The sequence below is a fragment of the Actinoplanes sichuanensis genome, from assembly GCF_033097365.1.
GTDB classification, from domain to species: Bacteria; Actinomycetota; Actinomycetes; order Mycobacteriales; family Micromonosporaceae; genus Actinoplanes; species Actinoplanes sichuanensis.
In genome coordinates this window covers 6,263,451-6,281,400 of record NZ_AP028461.1, presented here as the reverse complement: position 1 = coordinate 6,281,400, position 17,950 = coordinate 6,263,451, and the positions used below count along the sequence as shown (strand labels likewise).

Here is a 17,950-nt window from a genome sequence, read left to right as displayed (position 1 = left end):
CAGAGGTTTCGTCGCCGCCGGAAGACGGGTACCGTGCAGCCGCATATCGGCGACTCTCGGGGTTTTGCATGAGTGAGCTAACCGCCCACCTGGACGTTCCACTCGATCGTGGCGCCCCCGCCGCCGCCCGCCGCGCGGTGACCGCGGTGCTGGCCGGCTGGGGGTTCCGGGATACCGACTGGCTGGACGCGGCCGCCGTCGTGGTCAGCGAACTGGTCACCAACGCGGTCCGGCACGGCGGCGGCTGTGTGGCGCTGGCGCTGGAGTCGCACGACGAGCGGGTGACCGTGTCGGTCGCCGACGGCTCGTCGGTGGTCCCACGCCGACGCGCCCCCGACGACGCGGGTGGCCGTGGCATCGCCCTGATCGAGGCGCTGTCCGAGGGCTGGACGGTGGAGAACTACCGCGGCGGCAAGCGCGTCCTGGTGCAGCTGGTGCCCTGCCCGCGGGGTGGTGCGGCATGAGGATCGTCCGGCTCGACGACGGCGGCACCACCCGCCTGATCCTGCGCGGTGAGCTCGATCTGGACACCGGCGACATGTTCCAGGACCAGGTGGCCCGGGCGCTCGCCGACCGCCCCGGCGAGCTGGTCGTCGACATCGGCGGTCTGACCTTCTGCGACTCGTCCGGCATCGACGTGTTGATCGGCGCCCAGCAGGCCGCCGGGCGGGCCGGCATCGGGTTCCGGACGACCATGCCGAGGGGCATCGTGCTCCGGTCCCTGACCGTCACCGGGGTGCTGCCGTTCCTGATCGGCCCGGGGTCAGATCGAGAACCGGCCGGCGGACGCCCGTAGCCGGTCGGCCAGCGCCTGTACGTCCTCGGCGGTACGGGCCACCTCACCGACCGCCTCCCGGCTGGACGCGGTGCCGTGCGCGACGCTGGCGATGCTGTTGGCGATGTCGGTGACACCGTTCGCGGCCTCGCTGACCCCGCGCGTCATCTCGCTGGTGGTGGCGCTCTGCTCCTCCACGGCCGAGGCGATGGTGGTCTGGAAGTCGCTGATCTGCTCGATGATCCGGCTGATCTCGTCGATCGCGGTGACCGCCTGACCGGTGTCGCTCTGGATCGCGGCGATCTGCTGGGAGATCTTCTCGGTGGCCCGCGCGGTCTCCTGGGCCAGGTCCTTGACCTCGCTGGCGACCACCGCGAACCCCTTGCCCGACTCACCGGCCCGGGCCGCCTCGATGGTGGCGTTCAGTGCGAGCAGGTTGGTCTGCGAGGCGATCGCGGTGATCGTCTCGATCACGTCGCCGATCTGCGCCGACGACTCGCCGAGCCGGTTGATCGTCTCGCTGGTGGCCCGAGCCGCGGCCACCGCGTCGGTGGCGACCTGGGCGGCGTCGGCCGCGTTGCGGGAGATCTCGGTGATCGCCGAGCCCATCTCCTCGGTACCGGCGGCGACCGTGTGCACGTTTCCGGAGACCCCGTTGGCGGCCGCCGCGGCCAGCCCGGCCTGCTGGTCGGCCTCGGCGATGGCGCTGTCGATCTGGTGGCTGACCCGGCGCATGGTGTCCGACGCGTCGGTGAGCCGGCCGCCGTTCTCGACGATCTCGGCGACCGTGGTCTTCACCCCGGCGACCGCCTCGTCGACGGCGCGCGACATCACGGCCACCTCGTCGCTGCCGGTGGTGTCCGGGCGCACGGTCAGGTCACCGCGGGCCATCCCGCGCAGCACCTCGACCAGCCGGCCAATCGGGCCGGTGACGCTGCGGGTCACCGCGATCGTGCAGAGGACCGCGGCGATCACCGACAGGACGAAGACCACGATCATGACGGTACGGAGATACGCCGCCTCGTCCTGAGCCTCCTGTGCCGCCTGGTCGGCCCGGCCGACGACCGAGGTGACCAGCTCGCCGGTCACCGTGATGATCTCGAAGTAGACCGCGTAACTGTCCTTGAGCAGCAGCGCGTCACCCTCGTCGACCCGGCCCGCGGCGTACAGGGCGACCATCTGGTCGTCGGTCGACTTGAACTTCTGCCACAGGTCGACGAGCTTGGCGAAACCGGCGCGCTCGGCGTCGGTCATGGCCGCCGTGTCGGTGTCCTTGAGTAGCTGGAGCAGCAGTTCGAGGTCGGCCAGGAAGCCCTTGCGGTTGTCGCTGTCCGGGCCGACGGCCTTCGCCGGGTTCATCCGCCGGGTGTCCCACACGTAGGCGATCTGCCAGCCGGAGATGTCACCGTTGTAGTACTTCTGCTCGTCCACCTGGTGCATCAGGTGCAGCATCCGCTGCAGGTGGTCAGCCGACTCGGACTGCCTGGTGAGCCCCCACCCGCCGATGCCGACGGCCACCCCGAGCAGGACCAGCACCATCGTGAAGGCGCCACCGAGACGCCCGGCCAGTCGCATCCGCCGCAGAATCGCCATCGAATCCCCCGCTCGCCGCAAACCTCCCGAATCTCCCTTCGGCAGTCTCGGTGCGGCACTGAGGGGCGAAGTTCACTTCGGGACGGTCATCCTGGCGCGGGTGCCGCGGCCGAGCCCGGCCGACTCGACGGTGAGCGTGCCCTCGTGCGCCCGCATGATCCGGTCGGTGATGCTCAGACCCAGCCCGACCCCGGGAACGGCCTGCTCCCGGGCGTACTGGCCGCGATAGAACCGCTCCACCACGTGCGGCAGCTCGTCGGCCGGGATGCCGGCACCGGAGTCGAGGACCTCGAGGTTGCCCACGGTCACCCGGATGGTCACCGTCTGCCCGGTGGCACTGAAGATCACCGCATTGCGTACGAGGTGCTCGGCCGCCTGACTGAGCCGGGTGAAGTCACCCGGCACCGCGTAGGGCCCGGGCCCCGACTCGATCACGATCGGCACGTCCCGCTGCGACGCCTGGCTCCGGCACGCGGCCATCGCCGCCTCGGCCACCGCGACCAGGTCGGTGCTGGCCCGCAGCAGCGGCAGGGGAGCGGCCGCCGGACGGGTACCGGCCAGCAGGTGGTCGACCATCCGGACCAGCCGTTCGCCGTTGCGCTGAATCGGATCGATCAGCCGCCGGTACGGCGCCAGCTCCTCGTTGTCGACCAGCAGCTCCAGATAGCCCTGGATGGTGGTGACCGGGGTGCGCAACTCGTGCGACACGGTCGCCACGAAGTCCTCCTCGCGGCTGATCGCCCGGGACAACTCGTCGCCGATCTCGGCCAGCAGCTGCCGGTTGCGCAGCGCGGCCAGATGCCCGGCGGCCTGCCCGGCCATCGTCTTGAGCAGATCCAGCTGCCGGTCGCCGACGGTGCCCGGCTTGTCGTCGAGCACGCACATGCTGCCGAGCGCGTGCCCGTCCTCGTCGATCAGCGGCACCCCGGCCCAGAATCTGATGTTCGGCGCCGCCCGCACACACTCCCAGGAGCGGTAGTGCGGCTCGGTGAGGGTGTCCTCGACGACCAGCGGCTCACGCGTGACCACCACCCGCCCGGAGAACGAGGTCGCCAGCGGCCCGCCGTCGCCGGGCACCCCGGTCTTGCCGGCGAACCACTCCCGGTCGGCGTCGATCAGGGTGACCGTGGACATCGGTGTGCCGAGGACGGCACCGGCCAGCCGGGTCAGCTCGTCGAGCACGACCGGGCGCGGGGCGTCCAGCAGGTGATAGCTGTGCACCGCCGCGAGGCGGGCGTCTTCCCCTACTGCGCTCACATCAGTATCCGTTTCTCCGGGGCGGCCGACGGGTTCCCGCCGTGGCTCACCGATCGCATTTCGACCGCCCGCGGGAGCCGGTTGAGGAGTTCACTCGGCCGGAAATCCGGTCTCGGCCAACCCTCAGTCCTCGGCCGGATGAGGCGATAGGGAGCCACGTAGCACCAAGGCCGGTCAGTCGAAGGAGGGCACCATGCGGACCGAGCTGTACCGGTCGGGCGACGCCGATAACATGAAGAAGCCGACACTGCTGCTCGTCGACGACGACGACGTGGTGCTGGAGACCCTCTCCATCCAGCTGGGCCGGGATCACCGGCTGCTGATGGCCGGAGACGCCGAGCAGGCACTCAAGCTGCTCGCCGCGAATGAGAACGTCGCCGCGGTGGTCAGTGACGTGCGGATGCCCGGGATGGACGGCATCGCGCTGCTGGGCAAGATCCAGCAGGACTTCCCGGACGTGGTCCGGATCCTGCACAGCGGCCACGGTGACATGAAGACCGTGATCGCCGCGATCAACTCCGGTGGGGTGTACCGGTACCTGGCCAAGCCGGCCAACCGTACCGACATCATGGACGCGATCAAGGGCGCGGTCACCCGCCACGATCACGCCATGGCCGAGCGCAAGATGGTCGACACCACGCTGAAGACCAGCGTGCAGGCCCTCTTCGGGATCCTCGAACTGTCCAGCCCGCTCGGCTTCGCCCGGGCCGGCCGGATCCGTAAGCTGGTCGGCGAGCTCACCACCGCCCTCGAACTCGACGGGCTCTGGGAGATCGAGGTCGCCGCGATGGCCTCGCAGATCGGCGCGGTCAGCGTGCCCTCCGACGTGATGAGCAAGCTCACCGAGGGCGCCAACCTCACCCCGGACGAGCAGAAGGCCGTCAACGGGATGCCCGGCATGGTGCTTCCGCTGATCAAGGACATCCCGATGATCGAGGACGTGGTGTCCACGGTCCGCGGGCTGGCCGGTGAGAAGCCCCCGCCCGGTGGCTGGTCGCCGCTGGTCGAGGGCGCGATCAGCGTGGTCCGGACGGCCATCGAGTACGACACGGCGGCGGCCCGCTCCAGCTCGCCGGCGATGGCGATCACCGCGCTCACCCGGGCCGGCACCTGCGCCCCGCACGTGCTGGCCGCCCTGCGGCAGGTCAAGGGCGTGGAGAGCCCGGCGGCCGGCAGCACGCAGGCCTACGCCGTAGCCGATCTGCAGGTCGGGATGCGCCTGGCTCAGGACGTGATGGCCACCAACGGCCTGGTGCTGATCGGCAGCGGCACCGTGGTGACCGAGGCGATGCTGGACCGGCTGGTCAACTTCTCCCGCGTGGTGGGTCTGGTCGAGCCGGTGCTCACCGCGGCCTGACCCAGCACACATCAGGGGATCCGTTCGAATTCGAGCGTGAGCACCCGCACCGCCCGCAGCGCGCCGTCGGTCTCGGCGCGCAGGCGATCTCCCGTCGGGCCGGGGTCGGAGACGGCCCCGGCCCGCGCGGCGTCCTCCACCCGCGAACAGATCGCCGCCAGCTCGGCGGCGCCGATGTTCGCGGCCGAGCCCTTCAGGTTGTGTGCCTGGTCCCGCACCGGGCCCGGGTCGCCCGCGTACAGGAGCCGGATCAGTTCGTTCGCCGCGAGAGGGGCCTTCGCGGCGAACGACCGGAGCAACCGGAGGACCAGGGCCGTCTCGGCGGGCGACGGAATCGGCTCGACGAGATCGGCGAGGCGGGCCCGTACGCCGGCCACCCGGGCCAGGTCCTCCGGCTGTGTGGCGGTCTCCATCCGCTCATGGTGCGCCCGGATGGCGGTGATCAGGGGTAGTTCGGCGCGATTACGCTCCCCAGCTGGCCTGGGTTCCGCCCACGCGCTCGGCGGCGGCCGTCTGGGCGTACCCCGATGAATGGAAGGCCTTGGCCGGGTCGCGCGGCAGCCCTCTCGCCTCCCGCCGGTCCGCGAGTGCGGACCGCACGTCGGTCTCGTAGGCGTCCATCAGTACCTGGTGTGCACCGAGGACGTCGCCGTCGCGCTGCGCCGTGGCCAGCGCCGCCTGATCCACCTGAAGGGCCTTGGCCAGCGCCTGCTCGACGTTGAGCACCGACAGGATCTGGCCCGGGATCTTCTCCTCGATGTTGTGGCACTGGTCGAGCATGAAGTTGACCCCGGACTCGGGCCGATGGGCGTCCGCGGCCACGATCTCCGACATGATCCGGAACAGCTGGAACGGGTCGGCCGAGCCCACGATCAGGTCGTCGTCGGCGTAGTAGCGCGAGTTGAAGTCGAACGCGCCGAGCTTCTTCTGCCGGATCAGCTGCATCACGATGAACTCGATGTTCGTTCCCGGCGCGTGGTGACCGGTGTCCAGCACGACCGTCGCCCGCTCGCCCAGGGCCAGGCAGTGCAGCAGCGACGTGCCCCAGTCCGGGATGTCGGTGGAGTAGAAGTACGGCTCGAAGAACTTGTACTCCAGCAGGATCCGGTGGTTGTCGTCGGACGCGTCGTAGATCTCGCGCAGCGACTCGGCCAGCCGGTCCTGCCGGCCCCGCAGCGAATCCTGGCCGGCGTAGTTCAGGCCGTCCGGCAGCCAGATCTTCAGATCCGTCGAACCGGTCTGCCGCATCACGTCGAGGCACTGCTTGTGGTGGTCGATCGCCTTACGCCGGATCGCCGGGTCCGGGTTGCACAGCGAGCCCAGCCGGTAGTCGTCGTCCTGGAAGACGTTCGAGTTGATCGCGCCGATCTGCACCCCCACCTTGTCGGCGTGCGCCTTCAGGTCGCTCCAGTCGTCGACCAGGTCCCACGGGATGTGCAGCGACACCCGGTTGGCCAGGCCGGTGAGACGATTCACCTGCGCGGCGTCGGACAGCTTCTCGTACGGGTTGCGTGGCCCACCGGGACGGGTGAAGACCTTGAACCGGGTGCCCGAGTTCCCGTACGCCCAGCTCGGGACCTCGATCGTGAAGCCGTCCAGACCGTCGAGGTTCATGATGTGGTACCTCCGTACCGTCGATTGGTGAGCCCGTTCAACAGCGCGGCGAACACCAGCACCGCGCCGAGCGCGAGGAGCTGGTACTGCGAACCCTCGTTACCGACGAAGGCCAGCAGGATGCCGGCGTTGAGCCAGACGATGAGCAGAGTGGCCAGCACGACCCCGGAGACCCGGCCGATGCCACCGGTGATCGCCACCCCGCCGAGGACGGCGATGGTGATCGCGGGCAGGGCCATACCGTTGCCGGAGACGCCCGCGTCCGGGCGGGCCGAGGCGAACTGCCCCACCGTCACCACGGCCACCAGGCCGGAGATCAGACCCGCATAGACGTACGCCTTGAAGCGCGTGTCCCGGACCGGGAGGCCGGCCCAGCGAGCGGCGACGTCGTTGGTGCCGATCGCGTAGAGACGCCGCCCGTACGCGGTGCGGGCCAGCAGCAGCCAGACCGCCACCACGGTGGGCAGCAGGAAGGTGAAGATGCCCAGCGGCACGTTCGGGACGTACTCGCCGAACAGCGGTAACTCCACCGACTTGCTCAGGGAGAACAGCTCCTGGATCGGCTTCGTGCTGATCGGCTGCTGGTTGTTGACGACGATCGCGATGCTCTTGTACGCGTAGAACGTCGCCAATGTTGCGATCAGAGCCGGGAAGCCGATGTAGGACACCAGGAAACCGTTGATCGCGCCGAGGAACGCGCCGAACCCGGCCGTGGCGAGGATCGCCAACCACAGGGGCCAGCCCCACTCGCCGTACGCGAAGCCGAACACCATGCCGGCCAGGCTCACCATCGCGCCGACCGACAGGTCGATGCCGCCCCGGCCGGAGAGGATGACCAGCATCTCGGCCAGGCCCAGCATGGCCAGCGGGACGGCGCTGATCAGGCTGGCCGACATATAGTCGAAGTCGTAGGGTGCGGTGAGATAGCCACCGGCGTCGTTGATGAAGAACGTGACGACGACGATGACGATCAGTAGCGCTAGCAGGGCGATTCGCTGCGTCAGTAGGATCTTGAGCCAATCCGACTTTTCCGACTTTTCGGTTTTTGTCGGTTTTTCTGCGACCGTGGTCATCGGGCCCTCCTCGCGCGGGCGCGCAGCAGGTCGGCGCCGACCGCCACGATGATGAAGATGCCGACGAACAGGTCGGACAGTTGCGAACGCCAGCCCAACTGGGTCACCCCGGAGGCCACCGACTGCACCAGCAGCGCCCCCAGCAGGGTGCCCAGCACCGAACCGCGGCCGCCCATGATGCTGGTGCCGCCGATCACGACCGCCGCGATCACCGCCAGTCCCTTGCCGGAACCGACCGACTGGTCGAGCGTCGACGTGCCCTGGGCGATCACGAAACACGACGCCAGGCCGACGAGCACCCCGGTGAAGACGTAGGCCAGCAGCACCCGCCGCTGCACCCGGACCCCGGCCAGGCGGGCGGCGACCGGGTCCCCGCCGATGGCGTAGAAGTGACGGCCACCCGCGGTGTGCCGCAGGTACCACCAGACGGCCGCGGTGATGACGACGGTGATCAGGAAGGCGTGCGGGACGCCCAGCGTGCGCCCGTCCGGTCCACGACCGAAGAACGCCAACGTGCCAGGGATGCCGTTGACCGTGCCGGAGCCGAAGATCTGCAGGCCGAGGAACATGAACAGGTTCGCCGTACCGAACGTGATGATGATGGCGTGCACCCGGCCGTAGGCGATCAGCACCCCGTTGACCAGGCCGAGCACCGCGCCCGCGGCGATCGACAGCAGCACCGCCGTGGCGAGGCCCACCCCGTCCGCGCCGACCAGCGCCTTCGCGGTCAGCACCGAACACACCATGATCGCGCCGCCGACCGAGACGTCGATGCCGCCGGTGATGATCACGATGGTCATCGCCACGCCGACCAGCGCCACCGGGGCGGTCGCCACCAGCAGCGGCTGGATCGAGCCGGCCGTAAGGAACGCCGGCGTGCTGACCGCCAGCGCCGCCCACAGCACCGCGATCACGCCGACCAGCACGACCTCCTGCCCGGTGATCGGGCTCGGCAGTACTCGCCGCTTGATCTTCGCTTCCGCAACCGCGGTCATGCGTCACCTCCCGCGGCCGTCGTCCGTCTCGTTCCGCCGTCTTGGGCGGGTGCTTTGTTCGTTTCGCCGTCTTGGGCGGTTGCCTTGTCGGCTTCGCCGTCTTGGGCGGGTGCTTTGTTCGTTTCGCCGTCTTGGGCGGTTGCCTTGTCGGCTTCGCCGTCTTGGGCGGGTGCTTTGTTCGTTTCGCCGTCTTGGGCGGTTGCTTCGTCGGCTTCGCCGTCTTCGGCGGGCGCCCTGTTCGTTTCGTCTTGGGCGGGCGCCGTCTTGTCCGTTTCGTCTTGGGCGGGTGTCGTCTTGTTCGCTTCGCCGCCGCCTGCGGCGGCGGCCAGCAGGTCGACCTGGCTGGCGTCCGGGCCGAACTCGTCGGTCGTCGTGCCGCCTCGTACCACCTGGATGCGGTCGGCGATCCGCAGCGCCTCCGGCAGGTCGGACGTCACCACCAGGACGGCGGTGCCCTCCTCGGCCAGTTCGGTGATCAAGCGGTGGATCTCCTCTTTGGCCCCGACGTCGACACCCTGCGTCGGCTCGGCCAGCACCAGCACCTTCGGCCGCTCCACGAGCTGCCGTGCCAGCACCACCTTCTGTGCGTTGCCACCGGACATCGCGCTGATCGCCTGCCGCTCGTGCGGCGTCTTCACCGCGAGCCTGTCGATCAACTTGAGCGCCACGGCCTTCTCCCGAGCCCGGTCCACCCACACTCCGAACCTCGACAGCAGCCGCAGATGACCCGCCGAGATGTTGAAGGCGATCGACTGAAAGCCGAACATCCCCTCGACCTTGCGGTTCGCCGGCAACAACGCGATGCCGAGCCGCTGTGCGTGCTCGGGACTCTTGATGTTGACTTGACTTGAGTTGACCAGAATCTGTCCATGTGTACTGCGATCAATGCCGTACACACATGCCGCGATCTCGGACACGCCCGAGCCGACCAGTCCGTACAGTGCGACGATCTCGCCGGCCTTGACGCTCACGTCGACATCGCGGAACCGGCCGTCCCGACTGAGGCTCCGCAGCTCCAGCACCGCCGGGCCGTCCGGCACCTCGCGATGCGGGCGGGCGTCCGACAACTCCTCGCCCACCATCAGATGAGCGATCTGCCGGACGCTCAGATCCCCGATCGGGTACGTGCCGATGGTGCGCCCGTCCCGCATGACCGTGACCTCGTCGGCGATCCGGAACAGCTCGTCCAGCCGGTGCGAGATGTAGATGACCGCCACACCGGCCGCCGTCAGCCGGCGGACCACGTCGAACAGGACCTCGATCTCGGCGTCGGTCAGGATCGCCGACGGCTCGTCCAGGATCAGCACCTTCGCGTCCGCGGCCAGCGCCTTCGCGATCGACACCTGCTGCTGCTCGGCCACCGACAGGGTGCCCACCTCGGCGGTCGTGTACCGCTCGGGCAGGCCGAGCAGCTCCAGCAGCTCGACCACCTTCGCGTTCTGCGCCGCCCAGTCGACCCGTCCGGCCTTCTTCAACTCGCGGCCGAGGAAGATGTTCTCGGCGACCGTCAGCTCCGGGAAGAGCTGCGGCTCCTGATAAACGGTGGCGATGCCGAGCGCGATCGCCGCCGTCGTCGAGCCGAGCTTGACCGGCTCACCCTCGAACTCGATCTCGCCGGTGTCGGCGACCTCGGCCCCTGCCACGATCTTGATCATCGTGGACTTGCCGGCGCCGTTCTCACCGACCAGGGCGTGCACCTTGCCCGCCCGTACCGTGAAATCGGCGTGCTGGATGGCCCGGACCGCGCCGAACCGCTTCGAGATAGCGGTAAGGCGCAGCCGCGGGTTTTCGATCTCGTCGGTCATCAGTAGTTGAACTGGTCGACGTTCTTGTCGGTGATCGCCAGCGCCGGCCCGAGGAGCAGCATCTTGTTCGCCTCGGTGTAGGCGACCGCGGACAGGTCACTGGACACGTTGTTGGTCGCCGCGAACGGCTTGCCCTGCGCGATCTGGGCGCCCGCCCACGCCGTCAGGTAGCCGAGGTTCTCCACATCCCAGAGGATCGCGGCGGTCGACGATTTGTCCTGCAGGTACGGCTTCATCGCCTGCGGGGTGCCCAGGCCGACCGTGAACACCTTGCCGATCTTGCCGGCGTCCTTGACCGCCTGCGCCACACCCGGCGCCGACGACGTGCACTCGCCGACCAGGCCGGTCAGGTCCGGGTGCGCGTTCATCAGGTCGGTCGCCATCTGGGTGGCCTTCGCCTGGTCCTCACCGGCGTAGACGATGTCGACGATCTCCGCGTCCGGGTACTTCTCCTTGGTGTACGCCTTCTGGACCTCGATCCAGGAGTTCAGGTTTTCCGCGGTCTGGCCGCAGGACACGATCGCGTACTTGCCCTTGCCGCCCATCGCGGTCAGCAGCGAGTCGGTCAGACCCTGGCCGATACCCTCGGCGGTGGCCTGGTTGACGAACACCTCCCGCACACTCGTCGGCGCGTCGGTGTCGGCGGTCGCCACATGGATGCCGGCGTCCTTCGCCTGCTGCAGCAGCGGCGCCATGCTGTCCGGGTCGTTCGGGGCGACGATCAGCGTGTCGACCTTCTGCTGGATGTACGACCGGACGATGTCGGCCTGCGCGGCGGCGTCGGCTTGAGTCGGGCCCTGGTAGAGCCACTCGACGTTGCCGAGCGCGGCGGCCGCCTCCTTACCGCCCGCGTTCATCGCCTCGAAGTAGGGAACACCCTGCAACTTCGGGACGAACGCCACCTTGTAGGTCTTCTTACCCGCGTCACCCGAGGCGGCGGTGTCGGTGTCGTTCTTCTTGGTGCAACCGGTGAGCGCTATGGCAGCCGTCGTGGCCATGACGACGGCAGCGGTAAACCGAGGACGCATGACGCCTCCTGTTAAAGGGTTCTTGAAACGTTCTAGCTGAGGTGTGAGTCACGTTACGAGCCCGTTAGGGCAGGGTCAAGAGTTGATTCCCAGGGTGCCCTTGATTTCTTCCGCTAGCAGGTCATTCGCCCCAAGCCCCATCCTGATACGTTTCAAGAAGCGTCACCGTTACCCCCTTTCGTCCTGTCCCCGCCATCGTGTCCCGTCCGCCGCCCGGCCTCGCCCCGTCTCTGGGCCGTCGCCGCCTCGCTGGGTCTCTGGGGCCTCGCCCGGCCTCTCGATTCGCCCGGCCTCTCGATTCGCCCGGCCTCTCGGTTCGGCCGCCTTTCGAGTTGGCTGCCTTTCGGTTCGCTCGGCCTCTCGGGTTGGCTGCCTTTCGGTTCGCTCGGCCTCTCGGGTTGGCTGCCTTTCGGTTCGCTCGGCCTCTCGGTTCGGTCGCCTCTCACAGTTCGCGCCCGCATGGTTGATCCGCGGCCCGTGGTGTCCGTGTCTGCGCGGCCTCTCTCGCGATGTCCCGGCGGCGCTCCGGTGCCCCTGCCCTTCGCCCGGTTTGGTGCCTAATCGGTGTCTTGCGCTTCGTTGGTCGCTCGCCTCCGCCGCCAGCCGCTTGCCCATCCCCGCCGCCCGGCGCCTGTCTCCGTGCTCGTTGCCTGTCTCCGTGCTCGTTGCCTGTCTCCGTGCTCGTTGCCTGTCTCCGTGCTCGTTGCCTGTCTCCGTGCTCGTTGCCTGTCTCCGTTGCTCATCGGCTGTCTCCGTTGCTCATCGCCAGCCGTTGCTCGCCGCCGGCCGCCAGTTGTCGCCGGCGACCGGTCACGCTGGACGCCGGTCGCCCGTTGCCCGCCGTCCACGACGGCTGGCAGGGGCCCCGTGCGGCGGTGTGGCGGGGGCCTCCGTGCACCTTGGGGTGGTTGTCGACGGTTTGACGGTGGTCTTTCGGCTTGACTTGAGTTGAGTTGAGTTGACGTGGTGCTGGGTGCGAGCGGGCTCGGAGGGGAGATGGCGACGGGCCCCGCCGGTGTGCGGCAGGGCCCGTTAGGTGGTAGATCGGTCAGCGGAGTCTTCGGATCAGGACCGCTGCCACCGCTGCCACGGCCAGGGCCGCTCCGATCAGGGCGTACTGCTGACGCCGACGGGTCGGGTGATCCGGGTCGGTGCTGAGTGCACGGTCCCGGAGGGCGCCGATGGCTTCGGAAGCCCGGCTCGGGAGTGTGCCGATCGCGGTGGTGGCTCGTTCGGCTGCCTCGGCGGCTGTTTCGGCCAGGTGGGTTCGGGTTTCGGCGGACTCTTGTCTTGCCTGTGCACGAGGGTCGGCGGGTGTTCCGGGCTTGGCGGTCACCGATGCCGAACCGGCATGTGTGGTGCCTGTATCGTCGGTCTGGGAACGGGACTCCCGGATCGAATCGGTCACGGCTTCCGCCTTGGCGGCGATACTTCCGGCGGCATCCGCTGCCATCTGTTTCAGCCGGTTCGGTTCGGAGTCGGCGGTCGGGTCGTTCGGCGTACCGATCAATTTCGCCTTGGCGGTCTCGGCGAGATGGCCGGCCTTTTCCGCGGCGGCTTGGGCCAGCCGGTCCTTCCCGTCCGTGGCGGTGTCGGTGAACTGCGCCTTCTTCTCCGTGGCCGCGTCGGTCAGTTGCGCCTTCTTCTCCGTGGCCGCCTTGGCGAGTTGGGCCTTCTTTTCCGCGACGGCATCGGTGAGTTGATTCTTCTTCTCGGCGGCGACCTCGGTGAGCTGGTTCTTCTTGTCCATGGCGGCCTCGGTGAGCTGGGCTTTCTTCTCTGCGGCGGCCGATTTGACTCGGCTTGGGACGTCCATCTTCTCGATCAGCGCGGCCGCGGTGTCGCCCATCTCGGCCCTGGTCTGCTCGATTTCCGCCCGTAGCGCCTCCGCCTGATCCGCGGCGTCGCCTTTGCCGTTCCTCGCTTTCTCGGCCGCGGCGTGGACATCGTCGGGGCGTGCCGTTGTCGCCTTCGGCTCGTTCGACTTGGACACGCCGTGGGAACCGGTTTGCGGCTCGCGGCCCGGACCTTGGGCGGATCGAGTTTCCGCCGGGGCCGGAGTGTCGGACTGGGCGGCGGCGGGGGAGTGGCTTCGGGCGGCTGACGTGTCGGTTGCCGAACTCCCGGTCTTCGTGGGCGCCGGATGATTCTGGCCAGATGCACTGGGCGCTGTCTGATTTGGGCCGGATGCATTGGGCGCTGGATGATTCGGGCCGGATGCACTGGGCGACGTTGCGCTCGGCGGACCCGGTTTGGGCACTGATGCGCGGCCCGTGGGGCGACCGGGGGCCGGCGTGGCGGCGGGTGCGGCGCTGATTGTGGAATGCGGGGTCTCCGCAGTACCTGCCGCAGTACCTGCGGGTGTCGACATGCTGCCGGGGGTCCGCGTTGTGTCGCCCCCTTGTGGAGCGGTCGCTGATGGGCTCGAGGTGGTGGTCGGTGGTGTCGGTTTCGCTGTGGCCGGTGCCGGCTGTGCGGTGGTGGCCGCGGGCGAAGTGGAGTTCGCTGCTGTGGACGATGGCGGTGCCGGGTTCGGAGTGCTTGCCACGTTCCCGCCTGGAGCCTTCGGCGGTGTGGGTTTCGGCGGTCCCGGGTGTGGAGTCGGGGTCGGCTTGGCCTCGCCGATCGCAGCTCCAGAGCCGGGCTTCGGCGAAGTAACCCCTCCGTGCATGGAAGGAGAAGCGGTGCCACCCGAGTGCGTCGCGGCCGCGCCGGCCGGGCCGGGCTTCGGAGACGTGGCGCCGCTCGCGGTAGGCGAGGCAGGTGTGGCGCCGCTCGTGGTCGGCCTGGAAGGGGCGGTGGCGCTCGTAACCGGTGTGGAAGGGGCGCCGCCGCTCGTATTCGGCGAGGGAAGTGTGGCGCCGCTCGTAGCCGATGAGGGAGAGGCGGCGCCGCTCGGGGTGGGCGAGGCGACGCTGTGCGGGCCGGGCTTGGGAGGGGCGCCGTCGGGCTTGGGAGCGGTGCTGCCGCTCGGACCCGGTGAGGCGACGCTGCCCGGGCCGGGTTTAGGGCTGGTGGCGCCGCCGGGCGAAGGCGAGGCGGTGCCGGGACTCGGCGTCGAAGCGGTGAGGCCGCTCGGGGCGCGCGAAGTGCCGGCCGGGTGCGAATCGCCCGGTGCGAGGCCCGGCGGTCGGCCGGATGTCGCTGACTGGCCCGAGGTCGCTGGCCGGCCGGAGTTCGTCGGTCGGCCCGGGTTCGCCGGTTGGCCGGAGCCTGCCGGGCGGCCGGATGTGGTCACCGTGCTGCGTGAACCGGGGCCGGGTGTGACGGTGCTGCGGGTGGCCGTACCGGATCGGGTCGTGGTCGGATCGGGGTTGGTTTGTCCTGTGGATTTCGCGTCGGAGGAGGGTGTGGCCGCCGACGGGCCGGGCTTCGGTGGGTCCTCGCCTGTGGTGCGGTTCGAGGATGGTGGGCCCGGTTTCGGGCGGTTGCGGTTGGCGGTGGGGCGGCTGCGGTTGGGAACGCTCATGAGCGCGTCCCCCGCCGGGCCGCGGTCATGAACTCGTTCACGTCACGGCGGCCACTCGCGATGGCGGCCTCCGGAGTCGGCGGCACCGCCTGCTGTACCTCGCGTTTTCCGGCGATCGCGGCGATCCCGGCGCCTGCGAACAGCACCACCGCCACGATCAGGGCGGACGCCCATACCGGCATGACGAGTGACAGGGCCGCGCCGGCGGTGACGAGTAGTGCGCCGACGCCGTACAGCGCGATCACCCCGGCCCCGCCGAGCAGCCCCGCGCCCTTGCCGGCACGGCGGCCCTTCTCGGTCATCTCTATGCGGGCGAGCGCCAGCTCGTCGCGGATCAGGGTGGTCACCTGTTCACTGAGTCGGCTCACCAGTTCCGAGGCCGACTGATCGGTTCGTGCGTCTGTGTGGGTCATCGTCCCTCCGTCCTGCACGGTTGTCCTGCAGACGTACCCACACCAATCCTGACTAATCGCCCGCTGTCGGGCCGCCGATTCCGGTAAGTGAAGGTGAATGCCCGTTATGCGGCTTGGGTCAGGTGGGGGTCCGCTTGATGCGTGCACCGGCCGGGTATAACGGTGCGCATGCCTGATGCGCCCGTGCTGCTCGCCGGACGGTACCGGCTGGGCGAGAGCCTGGGCCGCGGTGGAATGGGGCAGGTTCTCCTGGCCCGCGACGAGACTCTGCAGCGCGATGTGGCGATCAAGGAGATCGACCAGCCGTTCGGCGCCGACGGTGGGGCGGCGGCGCGGCGCACGCTTCGGGAGGCGCGGGCGTCGGCCCGGATCAACCATCCCAACGTCGTTCAGGTGTACGACGTACTGCAGCTCGACGACCGCACCTGGATCGTCATGGAGTATGTGCCGAGTCGTTCGCTCCGGGAGGAGATCGCCGAGCAGGGCCCGCTCGACCCGTACCGGGTGGCCCGGATCGGACTGGAACTGCTCGGGGCGCTGCGCACCGCTCACCGCCTCGGCGTCGAGCACCGCGATGTGAAGCCGGCGAACGTGCTGCTCGCCGACGACGGGCGGGTGCTGCTCACCGACTTCGGCATCGCGGCCGTCGACGACGACGGCGTGATCAGCCGTTCCGACATCCTGGTCGGGTCGCCGCAGTTCATGGCGCCGGAGCGGGCTCAGGGCAACCCGAGCGGGCCGGAGGCCGACCTGTGGTCGCTCGGCGCCACGCTCTACGCCGCGATCGAGGGTCGCGCGCCCTACCAGCGCGGCTCGACGATGGCGACCCTCGCCGCGCTGGCCACCGAGGAGCCGGACCCGCCCGCGCACGCCGGTGTGCTGCGCCCGCTGCTCGACGGCCTGCTCCACAAGGATCCGGCCACCCGGATGACCGCCGAGGACGCGGAGGGCTTGGCCCGCGCCATCATCACCGGCCTGTCGGAGCCCGCGGAGACGGTGGAGGAGAAAGCGAAGCCGTCCGGTCTGGCCGGTCTGGCTGCGGTGTTCCGGATTCCACGGCCGCGAGCGTCCGGAGAGCGGTTGCCCGACGGTGGCGCCTCGGCCGCCGGGTCCGGGCGGAGCGCTCCGGCATCGCCCCTGAGTGGTGGCAGGGTCGAATATGCGGATAAATACGACAATGGTTCGGCGCTTGAGAAGGGCGCGGTAGCCGCCGCCGGAGAAGTCGGCGTCGCTGCGGGAGCGGGGCCGGAGGCGGGCGAGGAATCCGCCGATGAGGCAAGGGCGAGCGGTGCTCCAGGGGCTGTGGAGGGTGCCGAGGTCGAGGCTTCGGCGGGCACGAAACCGCAGACGAGTGACACGTCCGGGGCCGGACCAGGTGCGACGCCGGAGGCTGGTGAGAATTCCGGAAGCGCCGCCGGGACCGGGTCGAAGCCGGGTGGTGAGTCCGTAGCCGCCGCAGGTGCGATGCCGAAGTCCGAGTCGGTAGCGGTGCCGGGGTCTGAATCGGCAACGGTTTCAGAGTCGACAACGGTGCCGGAGTCCGAGTCGGCAACGGTGCCAGAGTCGACAGTGGTGCCGAGGTCTGAGTCGGTAGCCGTGCTGGAATCTGAGTCGGCAACGGCGCCGGAGCCCGAGTCGGCAGCGGCGCCGGAAGTGGAGCCGGTGACGAAGCGGGACGGTGACCGGGGGCTCCGGAAAGTCACCGGAGCACCCCCGCTGGAGGCTCACCGGACGGAGCAGGCCACGCGGGCGACGTCGGCGGCCGTACCAAATGAGGCGACCGGGACGGATCGTCGGCGGCGCGGCCTGATCGTGGCGGTGGCGGCGTTGGCGGTGGTTCTCGTGTTGGGGGTCGCGTGGGCCTTGACCGGGCGGCCGGACAACCCCGAGACGCAACCGGCCGCGTCGGCCGCTGCGCCGACCGGAGGTCTGCCGGCGGGTGGCCCGGCGACGTCGACCACCCCGTCATCGGCTGCTTCGTCGGCGGCGCAAGCGTCACCGAGCCCGGCGTCACCGAGCCCGACACCGACCGGCGACGAGCGGCCTCCACTCCCGGCCGGGTGGGTGGAATACAAGGACGACACCGGATTCTCCCTGTACGTCCCGGCGGGCTGGAAACGGTCGAAGGAGGGGTCGATCGTCTACTTCCGGGGCGATGGCAAGATCCTCGGTGTCGACCAGACCGACGAACCGAAGTCGAACCCGGTGAAGGACTGGCGCACCCAGGCCGACAATCGGGTCGCGGGCGGCGACTTCCCGCAGTACGACGAAGTGCACATCAAGGCGGTCGACTATTTCCTGAAGGCCGCCGACTGGGAGTTCACGTTCATGCGCGACGGTGTCCGCCGGCACGTCAACAACCGCGGCACGGTGGTCTCGAAGAACCGGGCCTACGGCATCTACTGGCAGACTCCGGACTCCGAGTGGTCCGACTCCCGCGACGACCTGCAGTTGGTCTTCGACAGTTTCGTCCCGGACAAGAACTGACCCGCTCAGTGGTCGAGCAGGAAACCGGTGTCGACGGCTATCGAAAACGGAACGTCGCCGGTCAGCGTCTCGCCATGCTTCGCC

Annotated in this window: 15 protein-coding genes; 5 read left to right on the top strand and 10 right to left on the bottom strand. The window is 69.4% G+C overall.

Annotation, left to right across the window (positions count from 1 at the left end; genetic code table 11):
- The first annotated feature begins 68 nt into the window (after nt 1–68).
- Together Q0Z83_RS28925 and Q0Z83_RS28920 are read left to right on the top strand one after the other, a co-directional pair.
- Nucleotides 69–464, top strand: a complete 396-nt coding sequence (locus Q0Z83_RS28925; protein WP_317786379.1) for an ATP-binding protein — start codon at nt 69–71, stop codon at nt 462–464.
- Entirely contained in the window at nt 461–796 is a 336-nt protein-coding gene (locus Q0Z83_RS28920) for an STAS domain-containing protein (RefSeq protein WP_317786378.1), read from the top strand. The genes Q0Z83_RS28925 and Q0Z83_RS28920 overlap by 4 nt, the downstream gene beginning before the upstream one ends.
- Here Q0Z83_RS28920 and Q0Z83_RS28915 read toward each other — a convergent pair.
- Nucleotides 764–2,368 (bottom strand): methyl-accepting chemotaxis protein, encoded by a 1,605-nt coding sequence (locus Q0Z83_RS28915; protein WP_317786377.1) that lies wholly within the window; start codon nt 2,366–2,368, stop codon nt 764–766. The genes Q0Z83_RS28920 and Q0Z83_RS28915 overlap by 33 nt on opposite strands.
- Before the next feature lie 72 nt (nt 2,369–2,440).
- Nucleotides 2,441–3,625: a GAF domain-containing sensor histidine kinase gene (locus Q0Z83_RS28910; RefSeq protein WP_317786376.1), complete on the bottom strand. Its 1,185-nt coding sequence runs from the start codon at nt 3,623–3,625 to the stop codon at nt 2,441–2,443.
- A 193-nt stretch (nt 3,626–3,818) separates the two neighbouring features.
- Between Q0Z83_RS28910 and Q0Z83_RS28905 the strand changes: the two genes are divergently transcribed.
- Nucleotides 3,819–4,982, top strand: coding sequence for a response regulator (locus Q0Z83_RS28905; protein ID WP_317786375.1), 1,164 nt, complete (start codon nt 3,819–3,821; stop codon nt 4,980–4,982).
- Nucleotides 4,983–4,993: 11 nt separating this feature from the next.
- Here Q0Z83_RS28905 and Q0Z83_RS28900 read toward each other — a convergent pair whose 3' ends face one another.
- The 7 genes from Q0Z83_RS28900 to Q0Z83_RS28870 all read right to left on the bottom strand — a co-directional run bounded on the left by Q0Z83_RS28900 (nt 4,994) and on the right by Q0Z83_RS28870 (nt 13,757).
- Nucleotides 4,994–5,395: an Hpt domain-containing protein gene (locus Q0Z83_RS28900; protein WP_317786374.1), complete on the bottom strand. Its 402-nt coding sequence runs from the start codon at nt 5,393–5,395 to the stop codon at nt 4,994–4,996.
- Nucleotides 5,396–5,444: 49 nt separating this feature from the next.
- Nucleotides 5,445–6,596: an L-rhamnose isomerase gene (gene rhaI, locus Q0Z83_RS28895; RefSeq protein WP_317786373.1), complete on the bottom strand. Its 1,152-nt coding sequence runs from the start codon at nt 6,594–6,596 to the stop codon at nt 5,445–5,447.
- On the bottom strand, nt 6,593–7,669 hold the full coding sequence (locus tag Q0Z83_RS28890) for an ABC transporter permease (protein ID WP_317786372.1): 1,077 nt from the start codon (nt 7,667–7,669) through the stop codon (nt 6,593–6,595). Before Q0Z83_RS28890 ends, rhaI begins: the two co-directional genes overlap by 4 nt.
- A complete protein-coding gene (locus tag Q0Z83_RS28885) occupies nt 7,666–8,664 on the bottom strand; it encodes an ABC transporter permease (RefSeq protein ID WP_317786371.1) in 999 nt (332 codons plus the stop codon). The genes Q0Z83_RS28890 and Q0Z83_RS28885 overlap by 4 nt, the downstream gene beginning before the upstream one ends.
- Nucleotides 8,661–10,469, bottom strand: a complete 1,809-nt coding sequence (locus tag Q0Z83_RS28880) for a sugar ABC transporter ATP-binding protein (RefSeq protein ID WP_317786370.1) — start codon at nt 10,467–10,469, stop codon at nt 8,661–8,663. The genes Q0Z83_RS28885 and Q0Z83_RS28880 overlap by 4 nt, the downstream gene beginning before the upstream one ends.
- Entirely contained in the window at nt 10,469–11,497 is a 1,029-nt protein-coding gene (locus Q0Z83_RS28875; RefSeq protein ID WP_317786369.1) for an autoinducer 2 ABC transporter substrate-binding protein, read from the bottom strand. The genes Q0Z83_RS28880 and Q0Z83_RS28875 overlap by 1 nt, the downstream gene beginning before the upstream one ends.
- Before the next feature lie 1,048 nt (nt 11,498–12,545).
- The gene (locus Q0Z83_RS28870; RefSeq protein WP_317786368.1) at nt 12,546–13,757 is read right to left on the bottom strand and encodes a DUF3618 domain-containing protein; all 1,212 of its coding nucleotides are present in this window, start codon (nt 13,755–13,757) and stop codon (nt 12,546–12,548) included.
- Between the two features lie 409 nt (nt 13,758–14,166).
- On the opposite strand from Q0Z83_RS28870, the gene Q0Z83_RS28865 reads away from it, so the two are divergent.
- Nucleotides 14,167–14,997 (top strand): hypothetical protein, encoded by an 831-nt coding sequence (locus Q0Z83_RS28865; protein WP_317786367.1) that lies wholly within the window; start codon nt 14,167–14,169, stop codon nt 14,995–14,997.
- Here Q0Z83_RS28865 and Q0Z83_RS28860 read toward each other — a convergent pair.
- Entirely contained in the window at nt 14,963–15,379 is a 417-nt protein-coding gene (locus tag Q0Z83_RS28860; protein WP_317786366.1) for a phage holin family protein, read from the bottom strand. The two genes, Q0Z83_RS28865 and Q0Z83_RS28860, sit on opposite strands and share 35 nt — an antisense overlap.
- Before the next feature lie 168 nt (nt 15,380–15,547).
- Between Q0Z83_RS28860 and Q0Z83_RS28855 the strand changes: the two genes are divergently transcribed.
- Nucleotides 15,548–17,866 carry a serine/threonine-protein kinase gene (locus Q0Z83_RS28855; protein ID WP_317786365.1) on the top strand — a complete coding sequence of 773 codons (2,319 nt, stop codon included), beginning with the start codon at nt 15,548–15,550 and terminating at the stop codon, nt 17,864–17,866.
- The last annotated feature ends 84 nt before the right edge of the window (nt 17,867–17,950 follow it).

Bases quoted from the DNA above. Each gene is read 5' to 3' on its own strand.
- Q0Z83_RS28925 (WP_317786379.1), top strand. From the start codon at position 69: ATGAGTGAGCTAACCGCCCACCTGGACGTTCCACTCGATCGTGGCGCC.
- Q0Z83_RS28920 (WP_317786378.1), top strand. From the start codon at position 461: ATGAGGATCGTCCGGCTCGACGACGGCGGCACCACCCGCCTGATCCTG.
- Q0Z83_RS28915 (WP_317786377.1), bottom strand. From the start codon at position 2,368: ATGGCGATTCTGCGGCGGATGCGACTGGCCGGGCGTCTCGGTGGCGCC.
- Q0Z83_RS28905 (WP_317786375.1), top strand. From the start codon at position 3,819: ATGCGGACCGAGCTGTACCGGTCGGGCGACGCCGATAACATGAAGAAG.
- Q0Z83_RS28900 (WP_317786374.1), bottom strand. From the start codon at position 5,395: ATGGAGACCGCCACACAGCCGGAGGACCTGGCCCGGGTGGCCGGCGTA.
- rhaI (WP_317786373.1), bottom strand. From the start codon at position 6,596: ATGAACCTCGACGGTCTGGACGGCTTCACGATCGAGGTCCCGAGCTGG.
- Q0Z83_RS28890 (WP_317786372.1), bottom strand. From the start codon at position 7,669: ATGACCACGGTCGCAGAAAAACCGACAAAAACCGAAAAGTCGGAAAAG.
- Q0Z83_RS28885 (WP_317786371.1), bottom strand. From the start codon at position 8,664: ATGACCGCGGTTGCGGAAGCGAAGATCAAGCGGCGAGTACTGCCGAGC.
- Q0Z83_RS28880 (WP_317786370.1), bottom strand. From the start codon at position 10,469: ATGACCGACGAGATCGAAAACCCGCGGCTGCGCCTTACCGCTATCTCG.
- Q0Z83_RS28875 (WP_317786369.1), bottom strand. From the start codon at position 11,497: ATGCGTCCTCGGTTTACCGCTGCCGTCGTCATGGCCACGACGGCTGCC.
- Q0Z83_RS28865 (WP_317786367.1), top strand. From the start codon at position 14,167: ATGGAAGGAGAAGCGGTGCCACCCGAGTGCGTCGCGGCCGCGCCGGCC.
- Q0Z83_RS28860 (WP_317786366.1), bottom strand. From the start codon at position 15,379: ATGACCCACACAGACGCACGAACCGATCAGTCGGCCTCGGAACTGGTG.
- Q0Z83_RS28855 (WP_317786365.1), top strand. From the start codon at position 15,548: ATGCCTGATGCGCCCGTGCTGCTCGCCGGACGGTACCGGCTGGGCGAG.